Genomic DNA, 12,629 nt, shown 5'->3' with positions numbered 1-12,629 from the left:
GTTAACATGCATAAAAACTGAATACACAGAGGATATTGTATGACGTCATGGATGAAGTTTGCCTCGCTTCTCACACTAGCAGGCCTAACCGCGTGTAGCGCTTCTCCGACAGGCAGAAACCAATTGCTGCTTTTTTCAGATAAAGACATGTCTCAGCTTGGAGCACAGTCTTTTGAACAAATGAAAAAAGAACAACCCATCAGCAAAGATGCCAAAACTAACGCTTATGTTCAGTGCGTAGCGAACAGCATCACTCAATATATTCCTAAACAAGGTTTTAGTGAATGGGAAGTTGTTGTGTTTGATAGTGACCAAGTGAATGCATTCGCCCTGCCTGGCGGAAAAATCGGTGTATACACGGGCTTACTCAAGGTCGCAGTCAATCAAGACCAACTCGCGACGGTTATCGGTCACGAAGTGGCACACGTTCTTGCAGACCACAGTAATGAGCGCCTGTCTCAGTCTCAAATCGCTAATACTAGCTTGTCTATTACTAACGTCGCGTTAGGCGCATCAGAATACAAACAGTATCAAGGTATGACGATGGCCGCGTTAGGGTTAGGCGTTCAATATGGCGTTATTCTACCGTATGGGCGAACTCAAGAGTCTGAAGCCGATGTTGTTGGTTTAGAGTATATGGCTCAAGCAGGTTTCGATCCAAACCAAAGTGTCAACTTGTGGCAAAACATGGCGAAAGCATCAGGGGGTAATCAACCGCCAGAGTTGCTTTCTACGCACCCTTCCCACAGTACGCGTATTAAAGATCTACAAGCAACGATAAAAACGCTTCCTCAATCAGGTTCACCAAGACCAAATTGCAAAGCGTAATCTAAGTAAGAATCGCCTAGCTGGTGTAAATACAAAAATGCCCTATCCATATTGGTTAGGGCATTTTCAGTTTCTTGCTTGCTAACAGTTCAAGTGCACTAAGCAGCTGGATAATTCCAACAACAGAAACTCACTCGTTAAGTACCAAGAATTTGTAATGGTAGGCTTAATAGCTGATCACCAGTAGATGCAAAATACCAGATAACACCAATCAAACTGCTCACTAAACCTACATACCAAACGAACGACACGACTTGCCCGTATTTGTCTAACGGTAACAAGTGACTGTGATGACGTCCTTTCCATTCAAACAGTATTTCAACACTGCCCATGATCAATAAGAAACCAAACAGGGTTAAATTCAACTGATAACTCAATACCACACCAGCAACGGCAGCCGCGACACAAAGTACAATGCCAAGCACACTGTTCATCGAGAAACTGATACTTTTAAGAACATGTCCGCCATCGAGAGGCAAAATCGGCAATAGATTGAACAGGTTTAATAGAGCATTAAATACTGCAAGGCCGGCAAAGAACATTTCGCCAGTCGCCCAATACAGCACCATAAATACTAACGACAATATCAGGCCGAACAATGGCCCCATGATTGAGATAACCACATCTTGCCAACGCGTATTAATCTTTTCATCGGATAACGCCAAGCCACCAAGAAATGGTATCAAATAGATCCCTTTGGTTTTCATGCCGAAGTATTTCATCGCTCTAATATGACCGTACTCATGGAACATTAAACAGGCGATTAAGGCCAAAGCGAACTGAATTGAAAACAACCATGAATAGGCCGCTAAACTCGCAGAAGCAAGTACGACCTTGATTAGCTTGGCGCTTTTAAGCGCTTTCATACCAAGCGACACCAACCCAATTAAGCTAAAACGCTTCTCTGGTTTAGGAGCGACAACAGGAGTTTGTTGTTCAATATCTTTGGTGTTTCGATTGCCTTCGGTAATGGTTTGCCCATTCACCGACGCTTTATACGTCATCTCAAACGGTTGCCACTGAACGGTCGATTCAACGTGACACTGCAACGTTTCTTCGCCAGCGCGTAGTGTAAATTCGTGTTTTCGGGCGTCTTCTTGGTCTGTGGTCGCATCTAATTGAGATACCAAAGTGTTATCCCAATACAACTGTTGCCACCCTGCCATTGCTCCTTCTAAACGAAGCGGTTTACCAAGAAACTCTATCGCGAGTAATTCCAAACTTAAAATTCCAATTTAATGACTTCTAACGAGTGTCGATATTATGCCGATTTAGCGAATGGTGGTAAACAGAAACAAAGTTGTTACATATTGAGCTATTGAACACTATTTATACCGCAACGATGCATAAACACTCTGGTCACACCTCCAACCACGAATAAATTATTGATTATACTTATATTATCGATGTTAAAGTGCCGCCCCTTTAAAACATAACCTCACAAAATAACAACTCTTTCTTTGACTTTATATAAAACATGAATTTAACATGCCATTTACATTAGAGCTTCAACACCAAAAATGCTCAGTGTGTTTTCAAACCATAATAACGAAATTCGATGCCCTAGGAGGGTCAAGGATGAAAACAATACAACGCTCTCTCGTTTCACTTTCAGTACTATTTGCATGTAACTCACTTGCGGCTGGTTTCCAAGTTGCTGAGCATTCTGCCTCAGGTCTTGGTCGTGCCTTTTCAGGTGAAGGTGCAGTAGCTGATAACGCGAGTGTACTAGCGAGAAACCCCGCCGCAATGACCCTATTTGATACAGCCCAATTTTCAGGCGCGGTTTCTATCGTTGATCCAGAGGTTAACGTTTACGACGTTGACGCTAACGAGCATTCAAAAGATGTTGCTCCATTACAAGTCGTGCCAGCCGCATATTACATCAGCCCAATCAACGAAAAATGGGCTTGGGGTATCGGTATGTTCACCAATTATGGTGTTGCTACGGATTACCCTGATGACATCTCGGCAGGTGATATGGCTGGTGATACGTCGCTCTTATCTGTAAATCTAAATCCAAATATTGCGTATCGCGTGAATGAATCATTTAGCGTTGGTGCAGGTTTAAACCTTGTGTATGCGGAAGCTGAACTTACTCGCCATAAAGGCGAGCTCGCTAACTTTGTTGGTGGAAATCCATCTGACAAACTTATAGGCATGACCGGTGAAACATTTGCCTATGGTTGGAATGTTGGCGCGATGTATGAGCTGAACGAAAACAATCGCTTTAGTATCGCTTACCGCTCTTCTGTTGATCTTGATTTCGATGACGGTGAATTTACCAGCTACGATTCAGGTAGAGCAACATCTCCCAAGGTTGATGGTCGTCTTCAAATCGAGCTTCCTTCTATTCTGGAGCTTTCAGCATTTCACCAACTTAACGAACAATGGGCAATCCACTACGGTTGGCAACAAACTGATTGGAGTACTTTTAAGGAGTTAAAAGCAACAAGTCCAGATTGTACTGACAACGGTGTAGTAGGTCAGTGCTTCTACAAACCTGAAAAATATGAAGACAACAATCGATATTCACTAGGCGCAACGTACCAACTAAACAGTAAGTGGACATTAAGAGCTGGTTACGCTTATGACGAACAAGCTGGTGAAGCAACTTTAAGCATTCCTGATAGTGATCGTATGTGGTATAGCGCTGGCTTCACTTATGTTTGGAGCGAAAATATGACTGTCGATGCAGGATTCGCACTTGTTGTAAGTGATGACGGTGAGTTCACTGAGACAAATGGCGCTCAGCAAGAAAGGACTTTCGAAGCAGAAGGTACCGCTTACCTTTCTTCAGTTCAGCTTAACTACACTTTTAACTAAATCAGGATCGTATCATGAAACGTAACTTTAAGATCTCTCTACTATGTTCAGCGATCCTGCTAGCAGGTTGTGGCGACAACACCGAAAGTTCGGTAACAAGTAACCAACAACTTGAAGCCTATCTAGAAACGTCTTTGGCAAGAGCGACAACTCAAAAAATGCTCTTGCAAGGTAGTAATGCATCAGTTCCTTTAAGCAATAACCTATTATTTGACTCTACAGATGGCACGTTAGCGATCCCAACAGGTGGCGACGATAGCATTTCTAACCCAAAAGCAGCATTAAATTATGCCGATGGTTTTTCGACCAGCATGCCAATTTACATCGAGTTTGAAGGCGACGGTTTTGGTGATACTCCTGGAGTTGTTACTTCCGGAGTGACATTGTTGAAGCTTTCTAAAAAGCTAACAGACACATCCACAGCGGCTCAAGTACCAACACCTGTTGCTAGCTCTGAATACAAAGTTTACAAAGTAGGCTCAAACCTAGCAATTACACCTAATACTCCTTTTGATGAGAAGTCTGAATATTTGCTTGTTGTTACTGATGACGTTACAGATGTAAATGGTAACCCAGTAGGTACATCGCAAAGCTATGCGGCTCTCAAAACAGCCACTAAAACTTATTCAACCGGTGACTTAGCTAGTGCGCAAACTTTAATTAAAGGTCAAGAAGCTATAGCTGCCGCTGTTGGTATTGATGCGGAAAAGATTGTGTATTCAGCTTGGTTTACTACAACTTCTGTTGGTGATGTTCTTGCCTCTACAGCATCGTTGATTGGCGGAATGATTGATGCTGGGGCCCCACTTTCGACTTATTGGAATGGCAGCGCAAACCCAAATAATATCGATCTGACAAACGCTTACAATCTTAGTTTAGATTCCTCATCAACAACACCATTTGCTACAGCAATCGCTGCAGATGCTGACTTTAAAAAATATCTTGCCGATGACGATGCAACAGAAAATGCCACTTTGATTGGAGGGATAAATCTCCTTTACTCTAACGCTGGTATCAGCACTACGTCGGTAAACGTGACTAAAGGTACTGTTCAACTCCCATATTTCTTGGAAACCGATCCAACTAAGTTCTCTACAACGCCATTTGCATCAGCATTGGACAGTTTAGCGGTTATAAAAAGCGCACTAACGGATAACTCTACAAGTTCTTTCGTTGGTGGAGAGTTGGTTAAATTAGGATTAGACCCAACAAACCTTAGCGCAGCTGATGTCACGACTTTAATGGGAAAAACACTCACAAAGGACGCAAGTGGAACAGCTCTAGATAGTGATCGCATTGTCACTCAGTATTCACCAATACCACAAATTAAATCACTTGAAGCTGTTGATGTGCTTTTGTTTACTCCTGTGACTGACCCAATAACCGGGGTTGTAATCTACCAACACGGTATTACCTCTGTAAAAGAGAATGCGTATGCGTTTGCGGCAAACTTAACGGCTGAAGGTCTTGCTGTCATTGCAATTGACCACCCTATTCATGGGTCTCGTTCACTTGCCGGAGGTGCTATTTCAACTAACGATAATGCTCTGTACTACTTGAATCTAAGCGCTTTGCCCGTTGCGCGTGACAACATCCGTCAAAGTGCACTTGATGTAATAGGTCTTCGTATGGCACTTGAAAAAGTGGGGAATGACTTTACTGGTACACCATTAGCCGGAGTTGATGTAAAAGACACAACCGTTAAATTTATGGGCCACTCATTGGGCGGTATTACTGGATTTACGTCAGTAGCTACATCTGAAATTGCTGGTACACATAAATTTAGCTCGGCGGTATATGCTAATTCAGGTGGGCACATTGCTGAATTACTCTTCGCATCGGAAACCTTTGGCCCCGAAATTAAACACAATCTAGCTAAACAGTTAAATGCAACGTATCGGGATTCAGTGGCTTCAGCTTGTACTGCGGCTGACATTGAAGATGGCGATTGCTATACCGCTTTTGCTAAGGAAAATCCAACTAGTGCCGCAGCAATTGAAACTGAATTAGTTGCATTTAAAGTCGCCGCTCAAACCCTTATTGACACGGTCGATCCACATTCAATAGCAAACACTGAGGACCAGTCATCAATTAGCTCTAGCTATCCAACGTTGTTGATCCAGTCGCAAAATGATGAAACGGTACCAAACAATGGCAATGATGATAATGGTGCACCGTTATCATATACGGCTTCATTTGTTGGCTCTGAAGGGTTAGATTCGACGTTAGGATTGACTGACTCAACAAAAGCTAGCCCTTCAACTGGGAATCGTGTGTTTGTTCAATATAACGAAATAGCTAAACACTCAACGATCATCGGACCGCAAGCAGACCTTTCTGATGCCACTCATACCCTATCAATGAGAGCTCAAGTAGCTGATTTCTTAGAGTCGGATAGCCTTGATGCAGCAGCACCGGATGCTTTATTGGAATAACTAAGACTTAAGCTTTTCACTAAACCAAATGCCAGCCTAACCGCTGGCATTTTTGTCTCTGTCGTTCGAACAAGTCCCCTAGTTGACCGTTTGCATAAAACTTTAAAACACAAATGGTTGATCTCAGCTAAAATTAATCAAGACAGAATACCGTACGACCTCTTTCTTTATTGTAAATAAAGTGGATAATAGCCCCGTAATTTAATACCTAATAAATGTGAGTCCATTATGTCTTCTGAAGCTACTATGCTAGAACGCTGCCAATCTAAATGTGAACTATGTGGTTCTGATTCTTCTCTTACTGCATACGCAGTGCCGCCACACAGCCACGTAACAGTGGATCACGGCATCATGGTATGTGACAAATGTCTTGGTGAGATTGACGATCCTAAAGATATCAACCACTGGCGTTGTCTGACTGACAGCATGTGGAGCCAGGAAGCGCCAGTTCAAGTAACGGCATGGCGTCAACTTACTCGTCTGAACACAGAAAGCTGGGCTCAGGACGCGCTAGACATGATGTACCTTGAAGAAGAAACATCAGTTTGGGCACAAATCGGCATGTCTGCTGATGACAAGCCTCTTGATGTGAATGGCGTTGAACTTAAGAAAGGTGACGACGTAACAGTAATCAAAGACCTGCCAATCAAAGGTACTAACCAAGTGATTAAGCAAGGTACTGTTATTCGTGGTATCAGCGTTGGTGACGATCCTAAGCTTGTTTCTGGTAAAACAAACGGCGGTCAATCAATGTACGTAATCGCTGAGTTCTGCCGTAAGAAGTAATCTTACTGTAAGAAAGTGATAGAAAACGAAAAGGCGCTAATTAGCGCCTTTTTTCTTGGAAAAATTTAACCTATTCCGTTGTTCTAGAAACCACTGCCTACGTTAAAGTAGATAGCGCGTTCTTCATGGCTTTGCGCATAATCCATCCCAAGGTGCAAACCGTAACGTCTCGCGATTTGGTATCGAAAGCCGACACCTCCGGCATTGACGGTACTGTCGTGGCTTATGCCGTTATCTTGCTTTGCAACCCCTGAACCGTAAAACCCAGACACCTTCCAACGATGAGTGATGCTATACGTCAATTGGCCTTGAATTGTTTCAATCTCATCTCCTTGGTACCGATAAGATGACACCCCGCGTAACGACACGTACGGTTTCGCTGTGGGTGATACAAACAGGTCTTGCTGTTCGAAGCTTTGATAATTTGCAGCCAAGCCTAACGTCCATTTATTGGCAATTGGGATATAGGCTTCGCCATCTATGTTCAAATTTCGGTAATTGTAATCACTGCCAATCGCATCGTCGTACACCATGTAATCTGCAGACAATTTGTAACCTTTGGTTGGATAAAATAAATTATCTCTTGTGTCATATTCAGCCTCCAACCCTAAACCAGAAGTAACCGATTCGTTACCCAAAATACGGTCTAAAACCATGTTATCAAATTCAATCTCAGACTTAGCTAATAACTGCTTTATTCCCAACATCCAAGGCGTATGCCCAATCCGGAACTGCACCTTTTGTGAAAGTACGGCTACCGAAGTTGACGTGCCTATTCTAAGGTCATGATCTATGGGGCCCCAGTTGATTGATGTGTACAAATCCAAATTCGCAACACCAAAGCCGCCGCCTCCTGTGTAACGAATGGAATCATTCATCCAAGATCGTCTATGGCCACCAAATACAAACCAAGTTTCGTTCTCTGTCCCTACTGCGCCCACTACTGACATTGCTGAGGGTACTAACTGCGCACCACCATCTATGGCAGAAAGAGCAGCTTGCTTTCTTTGTCGCTTTTCCTCATCCGTCTCATGTAAAAACAAACCAGCCACACCGCCGCCGTACCCCACCGCAGGCTCGGTAATCAAAATTGGGATAGGCAAAAATCCATATGCGTTTTCCGCAAGGTGATGCCCCATATCAAATTGACCATCAACAGGATCATAAAACGATGCGAAAGAAGATGTTGTAAATAAAAAGCAGGAAAGAAGAACAATGCCGCCGCAGCGAGTCATAAAATTTGCCTCATAAAAAAGACCGGGTGACGAAACCCGGCCGAAAGTTTGCTTCCTTGCAATAAACATAGAAATTAAACACTTATTGCCAATAAAGGGGGTCCTTAATCGACGGGCATAGAATAGGCCAAATAATGGTGTTGCCCTACTCCTATATAGAGGATGTCGCCCTACAAAATTAAAGAGCTTTCGAGATGACAGAAACGCAAAAGGCTCATATAAATGAGCCTCTATTAATAAGTTACCTACATTCTTCCTTTGCTAATATTGACTCAATACTCGATCAACATGTTCTTGTATAACAGATAAAACCGATAATTTTACATCCTTCACTTGCTTAGAATGATTGCACCAAAGCGCAAAACCGAATTTGAATCCTTGGTGCATTTCAGACGACTGTATAGGTTCAATGTCGTAATGGGAAAATTCAGAATGAGCAAACGTTTTTGGTAACAGTGCCCACCCTAAACCGGCTTCAACCATTTTAATAACTAACGCCAATTGATCGACTTCTTCGTTATCGGAGCTGATGGTTACTTTTTCTGACATTCCCTCTTCAATAAACGATCTCAAGATAAACTGCTTTGAATTTCTTAACGCTAAAAGTACATCCTCTTGCGCCAAAGATGAGAACTCACCATTTTTTTGAACGAATGGGGAAAACTCAATGTGACCTAGAAAAGTCGCATCAAAGCTGTGTATACCCCGGCTGTCATGCACATTGACTAATCCAAAGTGGTACTCGCCACTTTGAAGGCCCTGCTTAATATCCTTTTTGTTTCGGATTAAAAAGTTCACTCGCATCATCGGGAAATCACGACGCAGTTTCTTTCGAATATCCAAAAGCATTTGATGAGGTATCACACCAGAATAAGCAAAGGTGATGTTTTCCAACCCGCCATAAGAGAGGCTCAATGCTACCTTATCGAAGGTACGAGCTTGTTCAATGGTTTGTTTAGCGTAATGGTAAAGAAGATGCCCGTCTTCTGTCGGCTTTACAGAGCGCCCAACCCTTTCAAATAGGCTTACCGCGAGTTGGTCTTCAAGGTTAGTAATAACCTGCCCGATTGTCGTTCTGTGTTTATTGAGTTTAACGGCGGCTTTGCTGAAAGAGAGTTGGTCATAAACGGTAACGAACGCGAGAAGTTGTTCAATGCTGAAATTCATTTTGTTGTGCTTACTTTTAATCGTTATGTATTTAAATTATCACAGGTTGGCGAAATATCTACTTTGTCAGAATAATATTAGTGAAAATAATTCGTCAATTTGAAACAAAAAAACCTACTTAAGCTAGTAGGTTTTATCGTTGATGTCAAACGAATAACTTAAATGTATTCGATAATTCGAGCTAGATAGTTAAAGTCCCCAGAATCACCGTGGTAATTACGGTAAACATCGACACTGAAATATCTAGGTTGGTCCACTTGAATATGCTCAGCAATTCGCTGCTCGATGGATTCTAGAGTTTCACCTGTTTGCGAGTAAATATATTTCTTGGTGGTCTTTTGTAGCTGGCGTTCTTTAGCTTCTTTGTGTGTGACGTAATTGTTCACGTCAACCCACTGACCAATGTAATCAATCTCCACGTAGTCTGAATTTTCTTCAACCATGAACAACGCCGCTTCTTGTTGAACGTCGGCCAGTTGTAGCATGTCGTTATCGACTTTTTGCTGTTCCATTGAGGTCACATTTTGTGCCATGGCAGCGCTAGACGTTGCCATGATAAGTAGCGCTAAAGCTGTTTTATTCATTTTACGATATCCCTAAATTAAGGTAATTCTGTTACCCAAGGTTTGCCCTGAGTTGCTTTGTGATAACCATATTCGTATATGGTTAATAAATAGTGTTCATCAAACATGTCTTTGGTTCGTTTGGCGTAACCAAAGTCGTGCTCGATGTAAGTAAATTGCATATCAATGTTGTTGATTTCACAGATGTATTTCATTCGATATAAATCACCACGTGTTTGAGCAAGAGTCAGGCTTGATACGCTCTTTGCTACTAAATCTAGACCCTTATCTCTCAGCGAGTGGTACGGCGCTTTCAGTGCTCCATTTCGAATAACATCGAGCTGTGGTGGTTTTTCTAACCCAAGAGCATCTGAGATCTGCTGATAGTCGAAGTTAGATGGATTGAAAAATACTTGAGCGGCTAAACCACCATCGACGTGAAGTTCTTCATAACTTTTACCTTCGTACTTCACATTGATAAACTGCGGTGGGAAGACTCCAGGAATAGAAGCACTTGCTGCTAAAACCTTATATATAAGTTCAGACTTATCTGGCATGTCACTATTTGCAATTGCGCCCACATTCCAAATGACAAGCTCTCCAGAATCAAAGTGTGTGCTACCAATAAACAAACGCTTACCGTTGCGGTGTCGCGCAGCAATTTGCTCGATCATCGGTTCAGGGAACGCCTGAGCGATAAATTGATTCAAGTTTTTACCGTCAGTAAAAGCATCTTTAAACACGGTGTTTAAAAAGTTCTTTTTGCCGAGCATTGATTTGTCATTGATGTTTAACATCACCTCCTTCATCTTCGGAAATGCATCTCCGCCGATGAATACAAATGGTGCTATTAGCGCTCCTGCACTGATGCCAGTAACTATTGAGTAGTCTTTCAATTGGCCAGATTCTTCCAGCCCTATCAAAATACCGGCTCCAAAGGCTCCGTTCGCGCCGCCTCCTGACAAAGCTAAGATATTTAGTTGCTCACCTGACACTTTAATTGGCGTTGTTTGATCGATTGGAGAGTATAAGAAGTCTGGGTTCTCACTCGCCCACATACGCAATGGCTCTTTTACTGATATCGCTTCTTCTACAACCACTTCTTTGTAATTGTCTTTGTGTACGCGTACATCCAACGTGTGGGGTGAGCTACATGCCACTACAAGTAATGACAAAGCAACGGTAAAACCCGAGGAAATTAGACGGTTCATAATTAGGCTCATTTAATGTTCTCTAAAATGATTCAGAGACTCTGTTTAATCAAAAGAACAGCTATAAACAGAGAAGTTAATAAATAGGGATAAAGTGAAGTCCGTCTCTTTCTGGGAGTAATATAGCTAGGTTTAGTCTTAGCTCGTAATCTCGTTTGTAGGATGCGACCCATCGAATAGGTACACCCTCCACCACTATCGGAGTTAAACGCTCTACCCGATTTTGACCACGTTGAAATCGTGGGTAGGCTCTACAAATTCATATTGTGCATTGATTGTTTGTAGCTCCCAAGTGCCATAGCTTTTAGTTAGCTCCAACACACCATAGACCGCGTTATTTGCATGTCGGAATGCAGCTACGGGAGACATTCTCTTTATTAACCCTGCGGTAAACAGGCCAGAGATAAGGTCACCGACACCAACCGGTTGTTGAGCAAATTCAATGTTCGGTCGTTGGGCTAAATAACATGCCTTTTTCGTTGCTAAAATCATACTGAACGCGTCATCGGGTAATGAGTGAAGATGCTTCACGAGCACCATCTTTGGACCAAGCTCCAATGCTTTCTTACATGCTGTAACCGCGTCATAAAGGGAGAGGATTTTAATGCCGGTCAATTCACTTAGTTCAAATTGGTTTGGCACTATAACATCGGCAATAGGAAGCAAGTGTTTAGTAATGGCGGTTCTAACGCCATCCTCAACGATACAACCTTTATCTGGGTCACCCATTACAGGGTCACAAACATAGAGTGCACTGTGGTTCTTTTCTTTAACTAAATTAACCGACTCGGCAACCGCTTTACATTGGTCTGCGCTTCCCTGATAACCCGATAGGATCGCACCACAGTCTTTCAGTACGTTGATGTTGTCTAAGCCTCGAATCAAGTTTCGAATATCATCTGAGCCGAATGTTTGCCCGGTCCAACCTTGTTGATATTGAGTGTGATTAGAGAACTGAACAGTGTGGATTGGCCACACATCGAGTCCCATTCTTTGGATTGGAAAAACCGCAGAACTGTTTCCTGCATGCCCGTAAACCACGTGAGATTGAATAGAAATAATGCTTTTCATGCGTCGCTCTTTCAGTTTGAAATGGATTTGAATACTTGGATAAGACGACTAAATAAACACAACGGAACATCAAGATAGGAAGTTTTATCGATCTAACCACTGTGCTTATTTGGTCGGAATAGCCTCGACATCGCCGAGGCTTATTCTTAATGAGTTGGACGTCATCGGCTTTAAATCATGTATTTGATTCTAAGCCAGACTTGAACTTATGCGTCTTGAAACTCAGCGAAGTACTCATCCAATACAGTGCGTGTTGCACGGCCGATTAGCTCGTACTCGTGGTGAGTAAGGTTCGCTAGTGATACGCGTACTGAGGCGTGTACTGTGTCGAAACCTTTACCAGGTAGTAAGATTACGCCGGTTTCGTGAGCAAGACGGAATAGGAAGTCTTTACCTTTCTCGTTAGCTTTGAACCAGTCGACAAACTCTTGACCGTAAAGTTTGCCACCTAGCGTGTCTAGCTCTAGTAGTGTGTAGTAATCCACACGGTCTTTGTTCTCTTCGATT

General features: G+C 42.6%; 10 protein-coding genes and 1 pseudogene. 4 read left to right on the top strand and 7 right to left on the bottom strand.

Going from position 1 to position 12,629, the window contains the following annotated elements:
- Window positions 1-39: 39 nt before the first annotated feature.
- Window positions 40-828, top strand: a complete 789-nt coding sequence (locus AB4384_RS04600; protein WP_136978581.1) for a M48 family metallopeptidase — start codon at window positions 40-42, stop codon at window positions 826-828.
- Window positions 829-965: 137 nt separating this feature from the next.
- Here the strand turns inward: AB4384_RS04600 and AB4384_RS04595 are convergent, their stop codons facing one another.
- Complete coding sequence (locus tag AB4384_RS04595) at window positions 966-2,048, bottom strand: site-2 protease family protein (RefSeq protein ID WP_372128971.1); 1,083 nt, start codon at window positions 2,046-2,048, stop codon at window positions 966-968.
- Between the two features lie 358 nt (window positions 2,049-2,406).
- On the opposite strand from AB4384_RS04595, the gene AB4384_RS04590 reads away from it, so the two are divergent.
- The 3 genes from AB4384_RS04590 to AB4384_RS04580 all read left to right on the top strand — a co-directional run bounded on the left by AB4384_RS04590 (window position 2,407) and on the right by AB4384_RS04580 (window position 6,875).
- Complete coding sequence (locus AB4384_RS04590; protein WP_136974605.1) at window positions 2,407-3,654, top strand: porin; 1,248 nt, start codon at window positions 2,407-2,409, stop codon at window positions 3,652-3,654.
- Window positions 3,655-3,668: 14 nt separating this feature from the next.
- Window positions 3,669-6,089, top strand: a complete 2,421-nt coding sequence (locus AB4384_RS04585) for a VolA/Pla-1 family phospholipase (protein ID WP_372128969.1) — start codon at window positions 3,669-3,671, stop codon at window positions 6,087-6,089.
- 228 nt (window positions 6,090-6,317) lie between these two features.
- Window positions 6,318-6,875, top strand: a complete 558-nt coding sequence (locus AB4384_RS04580) for a PhnA domain-containing protein (protein WP_017060062.1) — start codon at window positions 6,318-6,320, stop codon at window positions 6,873-6,875.
- 83 nt (window positions 6,876-6,958) lie between these two features.
- On the opposite strand, the gene AB4384_RS04575 is transcribed toward AB4384_RS04580, so the two are convergent.
- From AB4384_RS04575 to AB4384_RS04550, 6 genes and pseudogenes are all read right to left on the bottom strand, one after another.
- Window positions 6,959-8,110: a BamA/TamA family outer membrane protein gene (locus AB4384_RS04575; protein WP_017069662.1), complete on the bottom strand. Its 1,152-nt coding sequence runs from the start codon at window positions 8,108-8,110 to the stop codon at window positions 6,959-6,961.
- A gap of 261 nt (window positions 8,111-8,371) precedes the next feature.
- Entirely contained in the window at window positions 8,372-9,277 is a 906-nt protein-coding gene (locus tag AB4384_RS04570) for a LysR family transcriptional regulator (RefSeq protein WP_102320827.1), read from the bottom strand.
- Window positions 9,278-9,435: 158 nt separating this feature from the next.
- Window positions 9,436-9,861: a hypothetical protein gene (locus AB4384_RS04565; protein WP_372128968.1), complete on the bottom strand. Its 426-nt coding sequence runs from the start codon at window positions 9,859-9,861 to the stop codon at window positions 9,436-9,438.
- Window positions 9,862-9,878: 17 nt separating this feature from the next.
- On the bottom strand, window positions 9,879-11,051 hold the full coding sequence (locus tag AB4384_RS04560; protein ID WP_136974619.1) for a patatin-like phospholipase family protein: 1,173 nt from the start codon (window positions 11,049-11,051) through the stop codon (window positions 9,879-9,881).
- Window positions 11,052-11,264: 213 nt separating this feature from the next.
- Window positions 11,265-12,122 carry a pyridoxal kinase PdxY gene (gene pdxY / locus AB4384_RS04555; RefSeq protein ID WP_017060057.1) on the bottom strand — a complete coding sequence of 286 codons (858 nt, stop codon included), beginning with the start codon at window positions 12,120-12,122 and terminating at the stop codon, window positions 11,265-11,267.
- Between the two features lie 206 nt (window positions 12,123-12,328).
- Window positions 12,329-12,629 (bottom strand): annotated as a pseudogene (locus AB4384_RS04550) (bifunctional aspartate transaminase/aspartate 4-decarboxylase); the annotation flags it as partial.

The organism is Vibrio sp. 10N.261.51.A4 (genome assembly GCF_041471945.1).
Lineage (GTDB): Bacteria > Pseudomonadota > Gammaproteobacteria > Enterobacterales > Vibrionaceae > Vibrio > Vibrio crassostreae_C.
The sequence above is the reverse complement of the archived record's forward strand: the minus strand, read 5'-3'. Positions and strand labels throughout refer to the sequence as shown.

Excerpts from the sequence above, each read along its gene's own strand:
- AB4384_RS04600 (WP_136978581.1), top strand. The coding sequence starts at position 40 with ATGACGTCATGGATGAAGTTTGCCTCGCTTCTCACACTAGCAGGCCTA.
- AB4384_RS04590 (WP_136974605.1), top strand. The coding sequence starts at position 2,407 with ATGAAAACAATACAACGCTCTCTCGTTTCACTTTCAGTACTATTTGCA.
- AB4384_RS04585 (WP_372128969.1), top strand. The coding sequence starts at position 3,669 with ATGAAACGTAACTTTAAGATCTCTCTACTATGTTCAGCGATCCTGCTA.
- AB4384_RS04580 (WP_017060062.1), top strand. The coding sequence starts at position 6,318 with ATGTCTTCTGAAGCTACTATGCTAGAACGCTGCCAATCTAAATGTGAA.
- AB4384_RS04575 (WP_017069662.1), bottom strand. The coding sequence starts at position 8,110 with ATGACTCGCTGCGGCGGCATTGTTCTTCTTTCCTGCTTTTTATTTACA.
- AB4384_RS04570 (WP_102320827.1), bottom strand. The coding sequence starts at position 9,277 with ATGAATTTCAGCATTGAACAACTTCTCGCGTTCGTTACCGTTTATGAC.
- AB4384_RS04565 (WP_372128968.1), bottom strand. The coding sequence starts at position 9,861 with ATGAATAAAACAGCTTTAGCGCTACTTATCATGGCAACGTCTAGCGCT.
- AB4384_RS04560 (WP_136974619.1), bottom strand. The coding sequence starts at position 11,051 with ATGAACCGTCTAATTTCCTCGGGTTTTACCGTTGCTTTGTCATTACTT.
- pdxY (WP_017060057.1), bottom strand. The coding sequence starts at position 12,122 with ATGAAAAGCATTATTTCTATTCAATCTCACGTGGTTTACGGGCATGCA.